This window comes from Streptomyces sp. NPDC050422, assembly GCF_044458665.1.
Classification (GTDB): Bacteria; Actinomycetota; Actinomycetes; order Streptomycetales; family Streptomycetaceae; genus Streptomyces.
Map to the genome: position 1 here is coordinate 90,401 of NZ_JBITIE010000023.1, position 20,433 is coordinate 110,833.

General features: G+C 71.0%; 21 protein-coding genes. 12 read left to right on the forward strand and 9 right to left on the reverse strand.

Features of this window, described 5'->3' with window-relative positions; genetic code table 11:
- Window positions 1-140: 140 nt before the first annotated feature.
- The 6 genes from ACIBJG_RS31755 to ACIBJG_RS31780 form a co-directional block, all read right to left on the reverse strand.
- The gene (locus ACIBJG_RS31755) at window positions 141-896 is read right to left on the reverse strand and encodes an SDR family oxidoreductase (RefSeq protein ID WP_399312749.1); all 756 of its coding nucleotides are present in this window, start codon (window positions 894-896) and stop codon (window positions 141-143) included.
- A 4-nt stretch (window positions 897-900) separates the two neighbouring features.
- The gene (locus ACIBJG_RS31760; RefSeq protein ID WP_399312750.1) at window positions 901-2,712 is read right to left on the reverse strand and encodes a glycoside hydrolase family 15 protein; all 1,812 of its coding nucleotides are present in this window, start codon (window positions 2,710-2,712) and stop codon (window positions 901-903) included.
- A gap of 94 nt (window positions 2,713-2,806) precedes the next feature.
- On the reverse strand, window positions 2,807-3,610 hold the full coding sequence (locus ACIBJG_RS31765) for an SURF1 family protein (protein WP_399312839.1): 804 nt from the start codon (window positions 3,608-3,610) through the stop codon (window positions 2,807-2,809).
- A gap of 155 nt (window positions 3,611-3,765) precedes the next feature.
- Entirely contained in the window at window positions 3,766-3,999 is a 234-nt protein-coding gene (locus ACIBJG_RS31770; RefSeq protein ID WP_073735263.1) for a hypothetical protein, read from the reverse strand.
- Window positions 4,000-4,063: 64 nt separating this feature from the next.
- On the reverse strand, window positions 4,064-5,068 hold the full coding sequence (locus ACIBJG_RS31775) for a DEDDh family exonuclease (protein WP_399312752.1): 1,005 nt from the start codon (window positions 5,066-5,068) through the stop codon (window positions 4,064-4,066).
- Between the two features lie 37 nt (window positions 5,069-5,105).
- Entirely contained in the window at window positions 5,106-5,741 is a 636-nt protein-coding gene (locus tag ACIBJG_RS31780) for a TetR/AcrR family transcriptional regulator (RefSeq protein WP_399312841.1), read from the reverse strand.
- A 112-nt stretch (window positions 5,742-5,853) separates the two neighbouring features.
- Between ACIBJG_RS31780 and ACIBJG_RS31785 the strand changes: the two genes are divergently transcribed.
- From ACIBJG_RS31785 to ACIBJG_RS31820, 8 genes are all read left to right on the forward strand, one after another.
- Window positions 5,854-6,654: an acetoacetate decarboxylase family protein gene (locus ACIBJG_RS31785; protein ID WP_399312753.1), complete on the forward strand. Its 801-nt coding sequence runs from the start codon at window positions 5,854-5,856 to the stop codon at window positions 6,652-6,654.
- Window positions 6,651-7,535 (forward strand): SDR family NAD(P)-dependent oxidoreductase, encoded by an 885-nt coding sequence (locus ACIBJG_RS31790; protein WP_399312754.1) that lies wholly within the window; start codon window positions 6,651-6,653, stop codon window positions 7,533-7,535. The genes ACIBJG_RS31785 and ACIBJG_RS31790 overlap by 4 nt, the downstream gene beginning before the upstream one ends.
- Window positions 7,536-7,545: 10 nt before the next feature.
- Window positions 7,546-8,826 carry an amidohydrolase family protein gene (locus ACIBJG_RS31795; protein WP_399312756.1) on the forward strand — a complete coding sequence of 427 codons (1,281 nt, stop codon included), beginning with the start codon at window positions 7,546-7,548 and terminating at the stop codon, window positions 8,824-8,826.
- Complete coding sequence (locus ACIBJG_RS31800) at window positions 8,823-10,091, forward strand: amidohydrolase family protein (RefSeq protein WP_399312758.1); 1,269 nt, start codon at window positions 8,823-8,825, stop codon at window positions 10,089-10,091. The genes ACIBJG_RS31795 and ACIBJG_RS31800 overlap by 4 nt, the downstream gene beginning before the upstream one ends.
- Window positions 10,092-10,140: 49 nt before the next feature.
- Complete coding sequence (locus ACIBJG_RS31805) at window positions 10,141-10,854, forward strand: VIT family protein (RefSeq protein ID WP_399312759.1); 714 nt, start codon at window positions 10,141-10,143, stop codon at window positions 10,852-10,854.
- 111 nt (window positions 10,855-10,965) lie between these two features.
- The gene (locus tag ACIBJG_RS31810; protein WP_399312761.1) at window positions 10,966-11,856 is read left to right on the forward strand and encodes a sterol desaturase family protein; all 891 of its coding nucleotides are present in this window, start codon (window positions 10,966-10,968) and stop codon (window positions 11,854-11,856) included.
- Window positions 11,853-12,542 carry a lysoplasmalogenase gene (locus tag ACIBJG_RS31815; RefSeq protein ID WP_399312763.1) on the forward strand — a complete coding sequence of 230 codons (690 nt, stop codon included), beginning with the start codon at window positions 11,853-11,855 and terminating at the stop codon, window positions 12,540-12,542. Before ACIBJG_RS31810 ends, ACIBJG_RS31815 begins: the two co-directional genes overlap by 4 nt.
- Window positions 12,543-12,563: 21 nt before the next feature.
- The gene (locus ACIBJG_RS31820) at window positions 12,564-13,607 is read left to right on the forward strand and encodes a zinc-dependent alcohol dehydrogenase family protein (protein WP_399312764.1); all 1,044 of its coding nucleotides are present in this window, start codon (window positions 12,564-12,566) and stop codon (window positions 13,605-13,607) included.
- Window positions 13,608-13,647: 40 nt separating this feature from the next.
- Here the strand turns inward: ACIBJG_RS31820 and ACIBJG_RS31825 are convergent, their stop codons facing one another.
- Window positions 13,648-15,183, reverse strand: a complete 1,536-nt coding sequence (locus tag ACIBJG_RS31825) for a S8 family peptidase (protein WP_399312766.1) — start codon at window positions 15,181-15,183, stop codon at window positions 13,648-13,650.
- A 291-nt stretch (window positions 15,184-15,474) separates the two neighbouring features.
- On the opposite strand from ACIBJG_RS31825, the gene ACIBJG_RS31830 reads away from it, so the two are divergent.
- From ACIBJG_RS31830 to moaA, 3 genes are all read left to right on the forward strand, one after another.
- The gene (locus tag ACIBJG_RS31830) at window positions 15,475-15,840 is read left to right on the forward strand and encodes a DUF485 domain-containing protein (RefSeq protein ID WP_399312768.1); all 366 of its coding nucleotides are present in this window, start codon (window positions 15,475-15,477) and stop codon (window positions 15,838-15,840) included.
- On the forward strand, window positions 15,837-17,477 hold the full coding sequence (locus tag ACIBJG_RS31835; protein ID WP_399312769.1) for a cation acetate symporter: 1,641 nt from the start codon (window positions 15,837-15,839) through the stop codon (window positions 17,475-17,477). The genes ACIBJG_RS31830 and ACIBJG_RS31835 overlap by 4 nt, the downstream gene beginning before the upstream one ends.
- A gap of 192 nt (window positions 17,478-17,669) precedes the next feature.
- On the forward strand, window positions 17,670-18,659 hold the full coding sequence (gene moaA / locus ACIBJG_RS31840; RefSeq protein WP_399312771.1) for a GTP 3',8-cyclase MoaA: 990 nt from the start codon (window positions 17,670-17,672) through the stop codon (window positions 18,657-18,659).
- 176 nt (window positions 18,660-18,835) lie between these two features.
- On the opposite strand, the gene ACIBJG_RS31845 is transcribed toward moaA, so the two are convergent.
- Together ACIBJG_RS31845 and ACIBJG_RS31850 are read right to left on the reverse strand one after the other, a co-directional pair.
- Window positions 18,836-19,108: a hypothetical protein gene (locus ACIBJG_RS31845; RefSeq protein WP_399312772.1), complete on the reverse strand. Its 273-nt coding sequence runs from the start codon at window positions 19,106-19,108 to the stop codon at window positions 18,836-18,838.
- 221 nt (window positions 19,109-19,329) lie between these two features.
- Window positions 19,330-19,707: a DUF3099 domain-containing protein gene (locus ACIBJG_RS31850; protein ID WP_399312774.1), complete on the reverse strand. Its 378-nt coding sequence runs from the start codon at window positions 19,705-19,707 to the stop codon at window positions 19,330-19,332.
- Between the two features lie 241 nt (window positions 19,708-19,948).
- Between ACIBJG_RS31850 and ACIBJG_RS31855 the strand changes: the two genes are divergently transcribed.
- Complete coding sequence (locus ACIBJG_RS31855) at window positions 19,949-20,227, forward strand: GlsB/YeaQ/YmgE family stress response membrane protein (protein ID WP_024490366.1); 279 nt, start codon at window positions 19,949-19,951, stop codon at window positions 20,225-20,227.
- The last annotated feature ends 206 nt before the right edge of the window (window positions 20,228-20,433 follow it).

Genomic DNA, 20,433 nt, shown 5'->3' on the forward strand with positions numbered 1-20,433 from the left:
CCGGGGCCCGGGGGGGGGGGGGGGCCCCCGGCCCCCCCGGGGGGGGGGGGGGGGGCGGGGGCGGGGGGGCGGGGGGGGGGGGGCGCGCGCCCCCCCCCCCCCCCCCCCCCCCCGGCCCGCGCGTTGCGGGTCCGCCCGGCTCAGAAGCTGCGCCGGGACCCGCCGTCGACCGGCACCATGATGCCCGTCAGATACGACGCGGCGGGCGAGAGCAGGAAGGCCGCCGTCCGGCCGAACTCCTCCGGAGTGCCGTAGCGGCGCAGCGGGATGGACGCCTCGTTGGCCGCGCGCGAGGCCGCCGCGTCACCGGACAGCGCGTCCAGTTCGCGTACCCGGTCCGTGTCGATCCGGGCCGGCAGCACGCCGACCACCCGGATGCCCCGCGGGCCGAGCTCGTCGGCCAGCGACTTGGCGAACCCCGCCAGACCGGGGCGCAGTCCGTTGGAAATGGTCAGCCCGGCGATCGGCTCGTGGACGGAGCCGGAGAGCACGAAGCCGATGACCCCGCCCTTGCCGAGCGCCGCGGCCGCCGCCCGGGCCAGCCGCACCGCGCCAAGGAACACCGATTCGAAGGCCGACTGCCACTGTGCGTCGGTGTTGTCCGCGGCGGAGCCCGGCGCCGGGCCGCCGACGCTGATGAGGATGCCGTCGAGCCGGCCGAACCCCTCCTGCGCGGCCCGCACCAGCCGCTGTGCCACGTTCGGGTCGGCGTTGTCGGCGGCGAGACCGACGGCGTCCGGGCCCATCTCGTCGGCGGCCTCCCGGACGCTCTTCTCGTCGCGGCCGGTGATGATCACCTTCGCGCCGTCGGCGACCAGCGCGCGTGCCGTGGCGTTGCCCAGTCCCCGGGTCGCTCCGGTGACGATGTACACACGGTCCTTCAGTCCAAGATCCATGGCCCTATCCTGCCGTGTCGCCCCGCGCCGCGTCCTCGGCGGTCTGCGCCTCGGCCAGTGCCACCGCCGTGCCGACCAGCCCGATGTGGCTGAAGGCCTGCGGGAAGTTGCCGAGCTGGCGCATGCCGACGGTGTCGTACTCCTCGGCGAGCAGCCCCACGTCGTTGCGCAGTGCCAGCAGCCGTTCGAAGAGTTCGGTGGCCTCGTCGGCGCGTCCGGTCATCCGCAACGCGTCCGCCAGCCAGAACGAGCAGGCGAGGAACGCGCCCTCGCTGCCCGGCAGTCCGTCGACCGCGGTGCCGTCGGTGCTGTAGCGGCGCACCAGCCCGCCGCTGCCCAGCTCGTCCCGGACGGCGTCCACCGTTCCGATGACGCGCGGGTCGTCCGGCGGCAGGAACCCGGTCCGGGCGATCAGCAGCGTCGCGGCGTCCAGCTCCCGCGACCCGTACGACTGGGTGAAGGTGTTGCGCACCGGGTCGTACCCCTTCTCGCACACCTCCCGGTGCACGGCGTCCCGCATCGCCCGCCAGCGCTCCGCGTCGCCGGACAGTGAGGGGTCCTCCTCCAGGCTGCGCACCGCGCGGTCGGCCGCCACCCAGGCCATCACCTTGGAGTGCACGAAGTGGCGGCGCCGGCCGCGGATCTCCCACAGCCCCTCGTCCGGTTCGCGCCAGGTGGACTCCAGGAAGCCGAGCAGACTGAGCTGGAGGCTCCAGGCGTGCGGGGCGTCGTCCAGACCTGCCACCCGGGCCAGCCGGAGCGAGTCGATGACCTCCCCGTACACATCGAGCTGCCGCTGGCGGACGGCGGCGTTGCCGATCCGGACCGGGGCGGAGTTCTCGTAACCGCGCAGCCACGGCAGCTCCGCCTCGGGCAGTCTGCGCTCGCCGGCGAGTCCGTACATGATCTGCAGATCGGCCGGATCCCCGGCGACCGCGCGCAGCAGCCAGTCCCGCCATGCGGCGGCCTCCTCCAGATACCCGGCCGAGGTCAGCGCCCCGAGGGTGAGGGTGGAGTCCCGCAGCCAGCAGAAGCGGTAGTCCCAGTTCCGTACGCCGCCGATGTCCTCGGGCAGCGAGGTGGTGGGGGCGGCCACGATGCCGCCGGTCGGGCCGAAGGTGAGCGCCTTGAGAGTGATCAGCGACCGGATCACGGCTTCCCGGTAGGGCCCCTCGTACTTGCAGCGGGCGGACCACTCGGCCCAGTCGGACAGGGTGTTCTCCAGCGCCTCGTACGGGTCGACGAGATCGGGGCGGGGCGAGTGCGAGGGGTGCCAGGTCAGGACGAAGGCCACCTGCTCGCCCGCGGAGACGCTGAACGAGGAACACGTGGAGAACTGCTGACCCCAGGTCTTGACGGGCGGTTCGCTGCGCAGCCAGGCGGAGTCGGGCCCCGCGACCGCCACCCGGTGGCCCTGCGAGCGGCGCATCCACGGCACGACGGAGCCGAAGTCGAAGCGCAGCCGGATCACCGAGGCCATGTCGACCGTGCCGCTGATGCCCTCGATGATCCGCATCACATCGGGCTCGTGGTCGCGCTGCGGCATGAAGTCGATGACCTTGACGGTGCCGGTGCGGGTCTCCCAGAACGTCTCCAGGACGAGGGAGTCACCGCGGTAGGCGCGGCGCGTGCAGGTGTCCGCGCCCTTCGGGGCGATGCGCCAGTGGCCGTTCTCCTCGTCGCCGAGCAGCGCGGCGAAGCAGGCGCCCGAGTCGAAGCGGGGCAGACAGAGCCAGTCGACAGAACCGTTCCTGCCGACGAGGGCGGCTGTCTGGAGATCGCCGATGAGGGCGTAGTCCTCGATGCGTGGGGTCACGTTGTGGCGTGTTCCCGAACCTGACCCCGGTTAAGCAGCCACGGGGTCAGGAGAGGCGGGAGTCACCCCCGCGGAGGCCGGTCCGGACGGGCCGTCAGGCCTTCGCGGGCTCGGGCTCCGCCGCATCGGCCTGCTCGGCGGCCTCGGCCGCCGCCGCGAGCCGGTCGCGCTTCTCGCGGCGGGCCAGCACCACGTAGCCGACCGGGACACCGCCGGCGAACAGCCACCACTGCACGGCGTACGCCATGTGCGGGCCGATGGAGCTGTCGTCGGGGGCCTCGATCAGCTCGGGGCTGTCGCCCTTCGGCTCCGGCCCGGTCTGCTCGATGTAGCCGCCGAGCACCGGCCGGGAGAGGAGCTTAGCCTGCTGGGCACTGTTGATCAGCATCACCTGGCGGTCCGGCAGGTCCGAGATGTCCTTGATGCCGCTGGCGCTCGTGGTCTCGTCGGCCTTGAGCCGCCCGGTGACGGTCACCTCGCCCTTGGGCACGGCGGGTACGTCGGGGAAGGCGTGCTGGTCGGCGGCGGAGGGGACCCAACCGCGGTTGATCATGACCGTGCCGCCGCCCTTGAGGTCGAACGGGATCAGCACGTGGACGCCGATGCTGCCGTCGGTGGCGGTCCTGCGCCGGACGACGACCTCGTGCCTCTCGTCGTACGTCCCGGTGGCCGTCACTGCACGCCAGTAGTCGGAGCGCGGAACGACGTGCCCCGGGGAGGTGAGCCCGGCGACCGGCACGGGCTTCGCCTTGAGGTTCTGTGAGATCAGGGCGTTCTGCGCGACCTTGTGCTCATGCCGGTGCAGCTGCCAGAAGCCCAGCTCGACCATCGTCGGAATCATGACGAGGGCGATGAGGGCGAGAATCAGCCACTGCCGGGTCAACAGGAAGCGGTACACCCCATGACGGTACAACTGCGTCATGGGGTGCATCGCGGAGGGGGTGGGGGCAAGGGCGTGGCGCTAGGGCCTGCCGGCACGCCGAGAGCACGCACCTGGCGCCGCGCGGCCGCCCTTCGGGCGACGACGGCAGTCCGACGACAGGCCCTGGGTGCTCAGACTTTGTCGATGATGCCCACCTTCCCCTCCGCACGGGCGCAGTGGCCGCCGCAGAACCAGTGCCCGTCGACCTCGACACCCTGGCCAATGACCTGGACCCGGCAGTGTTCACAGATGGGCGCCATGCGGTGAATGGCGCAGGAGAAGCAGTCGAAGACGTGAATCGCGCCCTGCGCGTGCACCTCGAAGGACATCCCGTAGTCGTTTCCGCATACCTCGCAACGTGCCATGCGCCACAGGGTGGGACGCCGGGGCGGCGGCGGGCGAGCGGTGGGCGGGCGAGTCGCCCCCGGTTCACTCCGATGACGGCGTCGGGGCCGGGACCTTCGCTGCCGTGGCCACGTCCCGCAGGAGATGCGTGAAGGCGCTCTCCTCGAGGACCGGGGTGCCGAACGACTTCGCCTTCACCGTCTTCGACGTCGCCGCGTCCGGGTCGTTGGTGACGAGCAGACTCGTCAGCCGGGAGACGCTCGTCGCCACATGCAGCCCCGCCTCCACGGCCCGGTCCTCCAGGAGCTCGCGGTCGATCGAGGTGTCACCGGAGAACGCCACCCGCATGCCCTGCATGAGAGGTTTGTCCTTCTCGTACCGTCCCGGATTCGGGTACGGGCAGGCCGGGCGCTTGCGCGAGGGGCGCCAGCTGGTCTGCGCTCCGTACGAGGGCTGGTAGCCGACCCGCGGGGTGACGGGCGAGTCCGACCACTCGGTCAGCGGCCGGCACTCCAGCAGCGGCAGCCGCACCCCACCCCGGGCCGCCGCGTGCAGGCTGGGGCGGAACGCCTCGGCCAGCACCCGGGCGTCGTCCAGCGCGTGGTGCGCGCGCTCCTGCACCACGCCGAAGTGCGCGGCCAGCGACTCCAGCTTGTGGTTCGGCAGCGGCAGTCGCAGCTCCTTGGAGAGCGCGATGGTGCACAGCCGCTGCTGGACCGGGGCGATCACCGCGGCCCGTGCGTACTCCCGGGCCAGCATCGACCAGTCGAAGGCGGCGTTGTGCGCGACGAGCACGCGGTCGGCGAGCCGCTCGGAGAGCTGGGCGGCGACCTCGGGGAAGAGCGGGGCGCCCTCCAGGACATCGCTCGTAATTCCGTGGATCCAGACGGGGCCGGGATCGCGCTCCGGGTTGACGAGGGTGTACCAGTGGTCCTCGACATTGCCCTGGGCGTCCAGGCGGTAGACGGCGGCGGAGATTATCCGGTCGTCCCGTGCGAGGCCGGTGGTCTCCACGTCGACGACCGCGTACCCCTGCGGGTAGGCGGTCGGCCACGGTGCTGCGGTCTGGCGGTCGTCGAGCATGGTCACAGAGAATACGGGCCGCCACCGACACTTCTCTATTCGGTCACCCGTCCCGGGCGGGCAGCCCGGCCAGCAGCCCGTCCACCAGGGCCCGTACGGACGTGACGAACAGCCGGTCCTGGTCGGCAGGCCGGGCCAGCGCCCTGGCCAGTGCCGGGTCGTCGTCGGCCGTCGACGCGGACCACAGATCGCCCTCGGCCGGTGACTGGACGGGAGACCGCTCCCGGTTGCGCTCGACGAGCAGGAAGCCGACGGTGTGGAACTGCACCGCCCGCACCGCGGCGGCCGCGCGGGCGCCGCGCAGCCCGGCGGCGTGCACCTCGTGGACGAGTGCCTGCTGGGCCGGCAGGAACATCCGTTCCGTCAGTCCCCGTTCGTGGACCATCGCGATCAGATGGGGCCGGGCGCGCAGCTCCCGGCGGAGCCCACGGGCCACGGAGACGATGCGGGTGACGGGGGTGCGGCCGGTGGGGCGCAGGGTGCCCATCTCCTGGACGGTGCGCTCGACGAGGGCGTCCAGCAGCGAGTCGCGGTTGCCGACGTGCCAGTAGATCGACGTGACGGCGGTGCCCAGCTCGGCGGCCAGCTTGCGCATCGTGAGGGCCTGCGGACCGTGCTGCCGCACGAGCCCGGCAGCGGCCGCGAGAACCTCCTCACGCGTCAGCGACGAACGTGCCACCACACCTCCAGGTTCCAGAACTCCGTTACACGCACGGCTATTTACCCTTCACGAGCTCCGGTGTAACTCTGTTACAGAACCCGGCACGGACAACCGAGAAGGGTGGCACCGCATGGCACGTGTACGGTACGGCGCGCGCACCGAGGCCGAGATCGCGGCGGCCCGCGAGGCCCGCTCCCGGCTCCCCGACATCTGGTCCACCGGCGTCACCGCCGTCTGGGAGAGCGACCCGGACGCGGTGGCCGCGGTCCTCCCCCCACCCCTGAAACCCTCCGCGCGCCCACTCGTCCGGGCAAGCATCAGCAAGGTCGACCTGCCCGGCTATCCCCTCGGTGCGGGCTCCGTCGCCGTCGCCGCCGTCCACGACGGGCACGAGGGCTGGTACCCGCTGGTCATGCCGATGACCCATGAGCGGGCGCTGACCGGCGGCCGCGAGGTGTTCGGCGAGCCGAAGAAGCTCGGCGAGGTGAGCGTGGAGCGCGAAGGACTCGTCGTGCACGCCTCGCTCGCCCGCCACGGCATCGCCTTCGTCGAGATCCGCGGCGCGGTCGGCGAACCGCTCCCGCTGCCCGCACCGGCCACCAAGCTCGACTTCTACTTCAAGTTCCTGCCCGCGGCGGACGGCGAGGGCTTCGACTCCGACCCCGTCCTGATCCACTGCACCCGTCACGAGAAGGTCCGCCGGCTGGAGCGGATCACCGGGGACGTGGTGCTGCGCGAGTCCATGTACGACCCGGTCGCCGACCTCCCCGTACTCCGCGTCCTCGACCTCACCATCGGCGAGAAGACCAGCGACCAGCAGGGCCGGGCCGTCGAGCGGGTGAGCGCGGCCGCGCTGCTGCCGTACATCCACCAGCGCTACGACGACCCGCAGCAGATCCACGACGGCCCGCCGCGAGGGAGTGTCCGATGAGGCTTCAGGAGGGACAGGTCGCCGTCGTCACCGGCGCCGCGAGCGGCATCGGACTCGCGATGGCCCGGAGGTTCGCGGCCGAGGGGCTGAAGGTCGTCCTCGCCGACGTGGAGGAGGGCGCACTCGACAAGGCGGCCGGTGAACTGCGCGCGGAGGGCGCACAGGTGCTGGCCCGGCCCGTCGACGTCAGCGAGCGCGACTCCGTGCAGGCACTGGCCGAGGCCGCGTACGACACTTTCGGCGCCGTGCACGTGCTGTGCAACAACGCCGGGGTCGGCTCCGGCGCCGAGGGCCGGATGTGGGAGCACGACCCGAACGACTGGAAGTGGGCCTTCGCCGTCAACGTGTGGGGCGTCTTCCACGGCATCCAGGCCTTCCTGCCTCGCATGCTCGCCGGCGGCGCTCCCGGCCACGTCGTCAACACCTCGTCCGGCGACGGCGGGATCGCCCCGCTGCCCACCGCGTCCGTGTACGCGGTCACCAAGTCCGCCGTCGTCACGATGACCGAGTCGCTGTACGCCCACCTGAGGGCGGAGTGTGCCCCGGTCGGCGCCTCGGTTCTCTTCCCCGGCCCGCACATGCTGCGCACCGGACTGTGGGAGTCGCACCGCAACCGGCCCGCGCGGTACGCCAAGGAACGCCCGCGCAGGACCCCGTACCGCAGCCTCGACCAGTGGGAGAAGGCCATGAAGGCGGGCGGCCACGAGGTGGAGTTCACGCCCGTGGAGGACGTGGCCGCCACCGTCGTGGACGGCATCCTCGCCGACCGCTTCTGGATGCTTCCCGACAGCGAGCACAGCGACCGGCAGATCCGGGCCAGGTCGCAGTCGATGCTGGAGCGGGCCAATCCGTCGTACCTGGAGAGCTTCGTACTCGACTGAGGAGTGAGCCATGACCGACGACGACCCGTACCTGATCATCTCCTCCGACTGCCACGCCGGACTGCCCACCGAGGAGTACCGGCCCTACCTGGACAGCCGCTACCACCGGGAGTTCGACGACTTCCTGGCAGGCCGTGACCGCCGCCGCGAGGAGATGACCCGCCTCGGCGTACGCAACGAGGCCTTCGCCGACAAGTGGTTCCACGACAACGAGGAGGGCCTGAAGGGCGGCTGGGACACCACTCAGCGTCTCAAGGAGCTCGACGGCGACGGCGTGGCGGCCGAGGTCGTCTTCCCCGACGCGGACGCCGTCGACAGCCGCACCGCGGCCCCTTTCGGTGTCGGCCTCGGCCTCTCCGGCGACCAGGACCCCGAGCTGGGCATGGCCGGTGCGCAGGCCCACAACCGCTGGCTCGCCGACTTCGTCTCGCAGCACCCCGAGCGCCACTGCGGCGTCGCCCTGCTGCCCGTCACCGGTGAGGTGGACCGGGTCGTCGCCGAGATCCACCGGGCGAAGGAGACGGGCCTCGGAGCCCTGATGATCCCCTCCATGTGGGTGGACAAGGCCCCGTACCACGACCGCCGCTACGACCCCGTGTGGGCGGCCGCCGCCGAGACCGCGATGCCGATCGTCACCCACTCCGGCGCGGCGCCGCGCCACGAGTACGGCGACCACCTCGGCATCTACGTCTCCGAGGTCACCTGGTGGCCCTCCCGCCCGCTCTGGTTCCTCCTCTGGTCGGGCGCCTTCGAACGCCATCCCGGGCTGAAGTTCGGCGTCGCCGAGTCCGGCTGCTGGTGGCTGCCGAACCTCCTGTGGTTCATGGACCGGCTCTACCTCGGCGCCCACGGAGGCAAGAAGCTGTCCCCGTTCGCCGAACTGAAGCGCCCGCCGCACGAGTACCTCGACCGCCAGGTGTTCATCTGCGCCACCAACACCAAACGCCGCGAGCTCGCCCAGCGGTACGAGATCGGCGTCGGCAACATCCTGTGGGGCAGCGACTTCCCGCACCCCGAGGGCACCTGGCCTAACACCGCGAACTGGCTGCGCAACACCTTCCACGACATCCCCGTCGCCGAGACCCGCGTGATGCTGGGCCTGGCCGCAGCCGAGGTCTTCGGCTTCGACACGGACAAGCTCGCCCCCATCGCCGCACGCATCGGCCCCACCCCCGCCGACCTGGGCCAGAGCACCGACCAGGCCGCGGTCGAGGCATCCTGGGCCCGCTCGCGCGACGTCGGCCGGCACTGGCTGACCGACCACGACTTCCCGGTTCTGGGGACGTCGTGACGGGCGCCGGGGGCGACACCGTGTGCCCTGAAGCCGGTGTGCCGGACCGCTACACCGTCATCTCCGCCGACTGTCACGCCGGTGCGGACCTCCTGGACTACCGGCCGTACCTGGAGTCGAAGCACCACGACGACTTCGACGCCTGGGCGGCGGCCTACGTCAACCCGTACGAGGACCTGGTCGCCGACACCGCCGACCGCAACTGGAACTCGGACCGCCGCCTCGCCGAACTGGAGGCGGACGGCATCGTCGCGGAGGTCGTCTTCCCCAACACCATCCCGCCCTTCTTCCCCTCCGCCTCCCTGATGGCCCCGGCGCCCTCCCGGCAGGAGTACGAACAGCGCTGGGCGGGGCTGCGCGCCCACAACCGCTGGCTCGCGGACTTCTGCGCGGCCGCGCCGGGCCGGCGGGCGGGCGTCGCCCAGATCCTCCTCAACGACCCGGCCGAGGCGGTCCGCGAGATCCGCCGCACCAAGGAGGCCGGCCTGACCGGCGGCATCCTGCTGCCCGGGGCGCCGCCGGGCTCCGGCATCCCGGAGCTGTACTCCGCGGCGTACGACCCGATCTGGGCGGTCTGCGAGGAGCTCGGCGTACCGGTCAACCACCACGGCGGCTCCGCCTCGCCGCCGCTCGGCGACGAACCGGCGGCCCGTGCCGTCTTCATGGTGGAGACCACCTGGTTCTCGCACCGTGCGCTGTGGCACCTGATCTTCGGCGGCGCGTTCCGCCGCCATCCCGGACTGAAACTGGTCCTCACCGAGCAGGGCTCCGGCTGGATCCCGGGCATCGTGGAGATGCTCGACTACTACCACGGCCGCCTCGTCGCGGCGGCGACCCGGGCGGCCACCGCCGAGTCCAAGTTCGGTGCGGGGCTCGCCGCTTCGATGGGGGCGCCTCCCAGCGAGGTCTGGCGCGACAACTGCTACGTGGGCGCCAGCTTCATGCGCCCGCACGAGGTGCCGCTGCGCGACCGGATCGGCCTCGACAAGATCATGTGGGGCAGCGACTACCCGCACGACGAGGGCACCGCCCCGTACTCCCGGGAGGGCCTGCGGATCGCGTACGCGGGACTGCCGCCCGAGGAGATCGCCGCCATGACCGGCGGCAACGCGGCCCGCGTCTACGGGTTCGACCTGGCGGCGCTGGACCGTATCGCCGCCACCGTCGGACCAACGGTCGAGGAGATCGCCGAACCCCTGAAGGAGGTCCCGGCGGACGCGACGAGCCCCGCCTTCGCACCGGGTGGGTCGGTACGGGTCTGGTGATGCCGAGGGTCTTCGCCGCGAACGACCCCAGAGGTGAGACCATCCCCGGGTGACGGACACCCAGGCGCACCACGAACCGCACGGCAACGGCCTCGGCGCGCGGCTGAACTGGCTGCGCGCCGCGGTCCTCGGGGCCAACGACGGTGTGGTCTCCACCGCCGGCCTCGTCGTCGGCGTCGCCGGGGCCACCGGAGACCGGGGCACCCTGCTGACGGCGGGCCTGGCCGGGCTGCTGGCCGGGTCCATGTCGATGGCGGCGGGCGAGTACGTGTCGGTCTCCACCCAGCGCGATTCGGAGAAGGCCGCGCTGGCGACGGAGAGGCGTGAGCTCCAGGAGACCCCGGAGGCGGAACTCGCCGAGCTCACCGGCCTGCTGGAGGGCAAGGGGCTCAGCCGGGACGTGGCCCGCGAGGCCGCCGTGCAGCTCACCGAACGCGACGCGCTGCGCGCCCACGCCGAGGTCGAGCTGGGCATCGACCCGGACGACCTGACGAACCCGTGGCACGCGGCGGGAGCCAGCTTCCTCGCGTTCACGGTCGGTGCGCTGCTGCCGCTGCTGGCGATCGTCCTGCCGCCATCGTCGGTGCGGCTCGTGGTCACCGTGCTGTCGGTGCTCGCGGCGCTGGCCCTGACGGGCTGGTGGAGCGCCCGGCTGGGCGACGCGGCGGCAGGACCGGCGGTGCTGCGGAACATGGGCGGGGGAGCGGTGGCGATGGCCGTGACGTATGTGGCGGGGGAGCTGCTGGGGGCTGCGGGGGTGTGACGACCTCACCCGCGCTGTCAGAAGGTGCCAAAGGCTGCTGACAGCATGTCTCGCATACTTGTTGGTAACAACGTCTAGTCGGGGGCCGACCTGCCGCTCTACGGTGCAGGCATGCCGACGAACCTGCCCGATGTAGTGCTCTGGTCCATACCGGCCTTCGTCCTGCTCACCGTCCTGGAAGTGGCGTTCCACCACTTCCACCCCGACGAGGACGCCGCCGGTTACGAGGCGAAGGACGCCACCACCAGCATCACCATGGGGCTGGGCAGCCTGGCCTTCGACCTGCTGTGGAAAGTGCCCATCGTCGCGATCTACACCGCGGTGTACGAGCTGACCCCGCTGCGCATCCCCCTGCTGTGGTGGACCGTTCCGCTGATGCTGCTGGGGCAGGACTTCTTCTACTACTGGTCCCACCGCGGGCACCACGTCATCCGGATCCTCTGGGCCTGCCACGTGGTCCACCACTCCAGCCGGAAGTTCAACCTCTCCACCGCGCTGCGCCAGCCCTGGACCTCGCTGACCGTCTGGCCGTTCTACCTTCCGCTCATCGCCCTCGGCGTCCACCCGGCGGCGCTCGTCTTCTGCTCGTCGGTCAACCTCGTGTACCAGTTCTGGGTGCACACCGAGCGGATCGACAAGCTGCCCCGCCTCTTCGAGTACGTGCTGAACACCCCCTCCCACCACCGGGTGCACCACGCCTCCCAGGGCGGCTACCTCGACCGGAACTTCGGCGGCATCCTGATCGTGTGGGACCGGTGGTTCGGGTCCTTCACGAAGGAGACGGAGCGGCCCGTGTTCGGGCTCACCAAGAACATCGACACGTTCAACCCGCTGCGGGTCGCCACCCACGAGTACGCCGCCATCGCCCGCGACGTGCGTGCGGCGGGCAGCTGGAGCGAGCGGGCCGGACGGGTCTTCCGCGGCCCCGGCTGGAAGCCGGCCGAGGCCATGGCGGGCAGCAAGGCCGTCGCGGCTGTTCCCGCGCGGGAGCGCACCGGATGAGCGCCGGCCCGCTTCCGGACCGGCGGGAGCGCCTCGTACGCCTCCTGCTCATCGCCTTCCTCGTCGCGTGCGTCGCCGACCTCGCCGGGCTCCTCACCGACAGCGGCGCCCTGCACCTCGTCGCCAAGCCGCTGCTCATGCCGCTCCTCGCCGCGTACGCCGCCGCCCGGCGCGGGCCGCGGCTGCTGATCGCCGCCCTGCTCTGCGGCTGGATCGGGGACGTGTTCCTGCTGGCCGGCTCGGACCTCGCCTTCCTCGTCGGGATGGGCGGCTTCGCCGCAGGACACGTCTGCTACCTGCGCCTCTTCGGCCGGACCCGAGGCGCCCTGCTGCCCGGCATCGGATACGCCGTCGTCCTGACCGTCTTCGTCGTCCTCATCTGGGACGGGCTGCCGGCCGGGCTGCGGGTTCCGATGGCGGGGTACAGCCTGCTGCTGACCGCCATGGCTTACCGCTCCGGTGTCCTCGGCCGGTACGCGGCCGCCGGAGGCGCGCTCTTCCTGCTCTCCGACGCGCTGATCGCCACCGGCATCGCCGACTGGCCGCAACCGCCCGCACCCGGCTTCTGGGTGATGCTCACCTACGTGGCCGCGCAGCTCCTGCTGACCCTGGGCGTCCTAGCCCCCGGGGCGAAAGGGGCCGGCGGGGTCCTCGGGGCGTACCGTGAGCGGAGTATCAGCATCTGAGATCAGCAAGGACCCCCACGCATGCGCGCCACCGTCATCCACGCCCCCCACGACATCCGCGTGCAGGAGGTCCCGGACCCGGTGATCCAGCAGCCCACCGATGTGGTGCTACGGGTCCTGCGGGCCTGCATCTGCGGCAGCGACCTGTGGGCCTACCGCGGCGAGTCCGCCCGGCAGCCCGGCCAGCGCATCGGTCACGAGTTCCTGGGGATCGTCGAGGAGGCCGGCTCCGAGGTCAACGGCTTCGCCGCCGGTGATCTCGTCGTCGCCCCCTTCGTCTGGTCCGACGGCACCTGCACCTACTGCGCCGAGGGCCTGACCACCTCCTGCCCGCAGGGCGGCTTCTGGGGCTCGGTCGGCTCCGACGGCGGGCAGGGAGAGGCCGTGCGCGTCCCGTTCGCCGACGGCACGCTGGTCAAGCTCCCCGCCGCCGCGGCCTCCGACGACCACCTGCTCACCGCGCTCCTGGCCCTCTCCGACGTCCTCGGCACCGGCCACCACGCCGCCGTCGGCGCCGGTGTGAAGCGGGGTTCCACGGTCGCCGTCGTCGGTGACGGAGCTGTCGGCCTGTGCGGTGTCATGGCCGCCAAGCGGCTCGGCGCGGAGCGGATCATTGCGCTCGGCCGCCACCGGGCGCGCACCGACATCGCCCTCGACTTCGGTGCCACCGACATCGTCGCCGAGCGCGGCGACGCGGCCGTCGCGGCGGTACGGGAACTGCTCGGCGGCGACGGAGCCCAGGCGGTGATCGAGGCCGTCGGCACCGAGCAGTCGATGCGCACGGCCGTCGGCATCACCCGCGACGGCGGCTCGATCGGCTACGTCGGCGTGCCGCACGGCAGCGGCACCGGACTGGACCTCGGCGCCATGTTCGACCGGAACATCGCCCTGCGCGGCGGCGTCGCCCCCGTGCGCACGTACATCCCGGAACTGCTCCCCGACGTCCTGTCCGGCACCATCGATCCGTCGCCCGTCTTCGACCTGGCCATCGGCCTCGACGAGGTTCCGGCCGGCTACAAGGCGATGGACGAGCGCACGGCGCTGAAGGTCCTCATCACGCCGTGAACCGTCCCGGGGGCCGTACCACCGGCCCCCGGACCGTCCGCTACCAGCGCACCGCGTCCAGTGCGTCCACCACTCCGGCTCCGTAGAAGCCGTTGCGGTTCTTGCCGCCCTCGCACACCGCGTCGACCTTGCCGTCGCCGTCGATGTCGTACGGGTCACCGCACGCCGTGGCGTCGGCCTGGATCGTCAGCAGGGCCTTGACCGCGGCCGCCGACGCGTACGGATGCGTCGACTTGATCAGGGCCACGACCCCCGCGACGTGCGGCGAGGCCATCGACGTACCGGCCTTGTAGCCGTACTTGCCGCCCGGCAGCGTGGAGAGGATCAGACCGTTCGTCGCGGGCGGAGCGGGCGTCTGGTAGACCGTCGAGTCACCGCCCGGCGCCGCCACGTCGATGACGCCGTTCCCGTAGTTCGAGTACGAGGCCTTCAGCCCCTTCGCGCCCGTCGCCGAGACCGTCACGACACCCGGCAGCATCGTCGGGATGTCGAGGCACACCTTCGGGTCGATCGTCCGGGTGACCGGCGTGGTGTCATTCGGGCTGGACGAGTCCTCGATCGTGTCGGCCGCCAGGTCCTCGGCCGAGTTGCCGGCCGCGGCGACGTTGACCGTGCCCTTGCGCTCGGCGTACCGCGTGGCCCGGGCGACGGCCTCGACCAGCGCACCCTGGTCCGCGTCGTCCTTGCAGTTGTACATCCACGGATCGGTGTAATAGCTGTTGTTGGTGACGTCCGCGCCGTGGTCGGCCGCCCACATGAAGCCGCAGACGACGGCCTCGGTGTAGAAGAACCCGTCCGGGTTGCCCACCTTGATGCCGGAGACCTTCACACCCGGCGCGACCCCCGTCACGCCGATGCCGTTCTTCGCTGCGGCGATCGTGCCCGCGACGTGCGTGCCGTGATCGCTCTCACCGGCCGCCGGACGCCAGACACCCTCCGCGGTGTCCGGGGCCCCGGACACACAGTTCGCCGAGCCGGCGCGGTCGAAGTTCGGGGCGAGGTCCGGGTGGGTGTCGTCGACACCCGTGTCGATGACCGCGACCGTGACCTTCGAGCTGCCCAGCGACTTCTCGTGCGCCTTGTCCGCCTTGATCGCGGGCAGGTCCCACTGCAGGGGCTCCAGCGGATCCTGGCCCGCTGTCGCCTGCGCGGCCGAGGCCTGCTCCTGCTGCGCCGTCAGCGGCTGCTCGACCCCGATGTCCTTGGTGGCCTGCGGCACGATCGGGTTGGTACGGGTGGCGCCCGCCGATTCGACACCCCTGACGCGGCGCATCGACTGCGCGAACTGCGGGTTCTGCGAGTGGGCGACGATGACCCCTATTCGGTCGTAGGCGATCACCACCGTGCCGCCGGCCTGCTCGATCGCCTTGCGCACCTGCTTGACGGTGCCGTGACCGGCGCGGGTGTTGACCACGTACGACAGCTTCGGACCGTCCGTCGACACCGTCGCCGAGGGCGCGTCCTTCGCCGAGGAGGCGGAGGCGGTGCCCGTCGGCAGGAAGCCGAGCGATGCGGTGAGGGCCAATCCGACGGGCAGCGTCAGTGCGCGCGTCCGTCTGGATCCCAGATGAGCCATGGGGTCTCCACTTCATCCGTGTCAGTCGACCGGATACGGAGCGTATCCGGTCGCGTACATGACGAGTGAAGCTATCGCTGATCATCCCCGCTCATCAATGGGTTCGGGAGACCCGATTTCCGCAGGAGCGTCCGAAGGGGTGACAGGGAGACGCCGGAAACCGAGGTGAACCGCTTCGCCGCGCGCCGCGTGCCGTTGTCAGGGGAGGCGCACCACCACTCCCCGATATCGAGGTCCCCAGTGAAATCCACCGTCCCCACCACCACCGCACCCGCGTCGCGAGGAGATTCCGTGGCTACCGATGCACCGCCGCCCGAGGGCAGTACGGAGACCGGCCCCGCCCAGCCCACGACCGAGGCGTTCGTCGCGGAGCAGGAGAGCCAGGAATTCGGCGAACTCCGCCGCTCGTACCGCTCGTTCGCCTTTCCGCTGACCATCGCCTTCATCCTCTGGTACCTGCTGTACGTGCTGCTCTCCAACTACGCCGGCGGCTTCATGGGCACCAAGGTGTACAGCAACTTCAACGTGGCCTTCGTCTTCGGCCTCGCCCAGTTCCTCACCACCTTCCTCATCGCCTGGTTCTACTCGCGGCACGCCAACGCGAAGCTCGACCCGAAGGCCGAGGCCATCAAGTCCCGCATGGAGGCCGACGCATGAGCGCCGCGTACCACTCCCACACCGCCGTGACGCTCGCCGCCTCGTCCACCAGCGAGCACCGGCCGCTGATCATCTCGCTCTTCGCGGTCTTCGTCGCCGCGACCCTCGGCATCACCGTCTGGGCCGGCCGCCAGACCAAGAGTGCCTCCGACTTCTACGCGGGCGGCCGCCAGTTCACCGCCTTCCAGAACGGCCTCGCGGTCTCCGGCGACTACATGTCCGCCGCCTCGTTCCTCGGCATCGCCGGAGCCATCGCGCTCTTCGGCTACGACGGTTTCCTCTACTCGATCGGCTTCCTCGTCGCCTGGCTGGTGGCGCTCCTGCTCGTCGCCGAACCGCTGCGCAACTCCGGCCGCTACACCATGGGCGACGTCCTCGCCTACCGGATGCGCCAGCGCCCGGTCCGTACCGCCGCGGGCGTTTCCACCATCGTCGTCTCGATCTTCTACCTGCTGGCACAGATGGCAGGAGCGGGAGTTCTGGTCTCGCTGCTCCTCGGGATCACCAGTGACGCCGGAAAGATCCTCATCGTTGCGCTGGTCGGCGTACTGATGATCGTGTACGTCACCATCGGCGGCATGAAGGGCACCACCTGGGTGCAGATGGTCAAGGCCGTCCTCCTCATCGCGGGCGCCATCCTGATGACCTTCATGGTCCTGTGGAAGTTCGACTTCAACGTCTCCGACCTGCTGGGCACCGCCGCCGAGAAGAGCGGCCACGGCGCCTCGTTCCTGGAGCCCGGACTCAAGTACGGCGCCACGGGCACCTCGAAGCTGGACTTCCTCTCCCTCGGCATCGCCCTGGTGCTCGGCACCGCCGGTCTGCCGCACATCCTGATCCGCTTCTACACGGTGCCGACCGCCAAGGCGGCCCGGAAGTCGGTCAACTGGGCCATCGGCATCATCGGCGCCTTCTACCTGATGACGATCGCGCTCGGCTTCGGTGCCGCGGCCCTCATCGGCCCGGACGAGATCAAGGCGAAGAACCCGGCAGGCAACGCGGCGGCCCCACAGCTCGCCGAGTACCTCGGCGGGGTCGGCTCCACCGGCGGCGCCATCATGCTCGCCGTCATCTCCGCCGTCGCCTTCGCCACGATCCTCGCCGTCGTCGCGGGACTCACCCTCGCCTCCTCGTCGTCCTTCGCCCACGACATCTACGCCAACGTCATCCGCAAGGGGAAGGCGACCGAGAAGGAGGAGATGCGGGCCGCCCGCTGGGCCACCGTCTTCATCGGCGCCGCCGCGATCCTGCTGGGCGCCTTCGCCCGCGACATGAACGTCGCCGGTCTGGTGGCGCTCGCCTTCGCCGTCGCCGCCTCGGCCAACCTGCCGACGCTCCTTTACAGCCTCTTCTGGAAGCGGTTCACCACCCAGGGCGCGCTGTGGTCGATCTACGGCGGCCTCGCCAGCTCGGTGATCCTGGTGCTGTTCTCGCCCGTCGTCTCCGGGAACGCGAAGACCTCGATGTTCAAGGGCGTCGACTTCGCCTGGTTCCCGCTGGAGAACCCGGGCCTGATCTCCATCCCGCTGGGCTTCCTGCTCGGCTGGATCGGCTCCCTCCTGTCCAAGGAGGAGCCCGACAAGGGCAAGTACGCCGAGCTGGAGGTCAAGTCCCTCACCGGCATCGGCGCCCACTGAGAGCAGGAGTTCACACACGTTCACGCAGGAGAGTGCCCTTCGCACCCTCCGTCCACGCGGCCGCGTCGTAGAGTCCTACGACGCGGCCGCGTCGCTCCTCTGTCAAACGGGCCACTCCGTTGTCACAGGTCTCGCGTAGTCTCGGAAGAGTCAGATTCCGCAACCGGGAAGTCGCCGGGGGAGGGGGCCAACATGCTCATCGACACCTACGACCGGGTCGCCACCGACCTGCGAGTCTCGCTCACCGACCGCTGCAATCTGCGCTGCACCTACTGCATGCCCGAAGAAGGCCTGCAGTGGCTGGCCAAACCCGACCTCCTGAGTGACGACGAGATCGTCCGGCTCGTCCGCATCGCCGTCACCCAGCTCGGCATCACCGAGGTCCGCTTCACGGGCGGGGAGCCCCTGCTGCGCCCCGGACTCGTCTCCATCGTCGAACAGTGCGCGGCCCTGACACCCCGCCCGAAGATGTCGCTCACGACCAACGGCATCGGACTCAAGCGGACCGCCGCCGCGCTCAAGGCCGCAGGCCTGGACCGGGTCAACGTCTCCCTGGACACCCTGCGCCCCGAGGTGTTCAAGACCCTCACCCGCCGCGACCGCCACCACGACGTGCTGGCCGGACTGGAAGCCGCCCGCGAGGCCGGCCTCACCCCCGTCAAGGTCAACACCGTCCTGATGCCGGGGCTCAACGACGACGAGGCACCCGACCTTCTTGCCTGGGCCGTGGACAACGCGTACGAGCTCCGCTTCATCGAGCAGATGCCGCTCGACGCCCAGCACGGCTGGAAGCGCGACGGCATGATCACGGCAGGCGACATCCTCCAGTCGCTGCGCACCCGCTTCGAGCTCACCGCCGAGGAGGACGGCGAGCGCGGCTCCGCCCCCGCCGAGCGCTGGCTCGTGGACGGCGGACCCCACCGGGTCGGTGTCATCGCCTCCGTCACCCGGCCGTTCTGCCGGGCCTGCGACCGCACCCGGCTCACCGCCGACGGACAGGTGCGCACCTGCCTGTTCGCCCGCGAGGAGACCGACCTGCGGGGCGCTCTGCGCTCCGAGGCTCCGGACGAGGAGATCGCCCGGCTCTGGAAGCTCGCCATGTGGGGCAAGAAGGCCGGTTCCGGCCTCGACGACCCGTCGTTCCTCCAGCCCGACCGTCCGATGTCGGCGATCGGCGGCTAGTGCCGCGGCAGGCAACGTTTGCCCCGTCGCGACGCCCGGCACGCACTCTCGCCGCACCGGCCGAAAGCCCGAGTACGTCCAGTACGAGGACTTCCGGCCGGCACGCCGAGAGCACGCACCGGACGCCGCTCCTTCACGGGCAAACGTTGCCCGCCGAGGCACCAGTACGGGACAGCTCAGGCGGGCGGCGAGTCCCGGGACTCCCACTCGGCGAGCGTCACCACGTCCTTCAGGAAGCCCCGGACGCCCAGGAACGACGAGAGATGCTCCCGGTGTTCGTCACACGCCAGCCAGGTCTTGCGGCGCTCCGGAGTGTGCAGCTTCGGGTTGTTCCAGGCGAGCACCCACACGGCATCGGCGCGGCAGCCCTTGGCCGAGCAGACGGGCGCGGCGGCAGCACTCGCGGTCGCGGAATCGGGTGTCGCGGAGTCGGGTCCGGGGGAGTTCACGGACTCAACCCTAGAGCCTGGGCCGAGTGGCAGGACCCTGCGGCATCCCCGCCGGAGAAATGGCGACGCCGAGCAGCCACGGGGGGAGCTGCCCGGCGTCGGTCCGTCGCTCCGACGGGGGATGCGGAGCGCTCACGAAGTATGTCACGCAGACGGGGGTGCGGTGCACTGGAACTTCATGATTGATCTGAGCTTTTCTTGAGCTTGGGCCTGCCCCGCGCTCAGCCCTGCTCCTGCGGATCCGGGCTTCGGAAGGCGTGTCCGGATTCCGGACCGGGCTCCGCCGAACCGGCCACCGGAGCGGCGTCCAGAACGGGCCGCGTCGCCGCCGGCACGAACGTCGAGGGGATCGAAGGACTGTTCTCCCGGCCCGCGTTGGCGATGACGACCGCGACGTACGGGAGCAGCACTCCCAGTGCGAGCGTCACGATCGCCACATGGCGCTCCACATTCCACAGGACCGCGGTGGCGACCACCGAAAGCGTCCGCACGGACATCGAGATCACATAGCGCCGCTGCCTGCCGCGCACATCCTCCGCGAGCCCCTGCCGCGCCCCCGTGATCCGGAAGACCTCCGCGCCGCTCTGCTTCCCCAACACGTCTCCACCACCCTTCCCCGAGCTCATGACGAACTGGGGGAGACCCCGTTCCTGCGCCGGACGCTCCCCGGACCGGACCGGATCCCACGGTACGCCCGGCCTCCCCCCGGTTCGAGGCCGGGGCGCGCCGGATGCGTACACTCCACCGCCCCTCGCACGTACGGACCTGTCCGACATGCGGCGTACATGCCCAGGACCGAGACTGGGCCATGCGCGACACCGCGTCGCACGAGGAGGCGACATGAGCTGGTTGTGGGCAATCATCGTGGGTCTGGTGCTCGGTCTGATCGCGAAGGCGATCCTGCCGGGCAAGCAGGAGATCCCCCTGTGGCTGACGGTCATTTTCGGCATGATCGGCAGCATCCTCGGTAATGCTGTCGCCACCTGGATCGGTGTCAACGACACCAAGGGCATCGACTGGACGCGCCATGTGCTCCAGCTGATCGGAGCCGTGGTGGTGGTCGGTGTCGGGGACATGCTCTGGGCCTCGATCCGGGGCAGCAGGCGGCAGAAGACCTGAACCACGAAGACCTGAACCACGAAGACCTGCACCACGGACCGGACAGCGCGACGGACCGGACAGTACGACCGACAGCGCGACGGACCGGACAGCGCGAAGGCGGGGCACGCAACATTCGGGCCCCCCCATCGCGCGGTCGCGACGGCTCAGCCCGCCGGGGCCCCCATAGCCCCCCCGTTCGTAATGGCCCCGCGCCGCCCCACCCC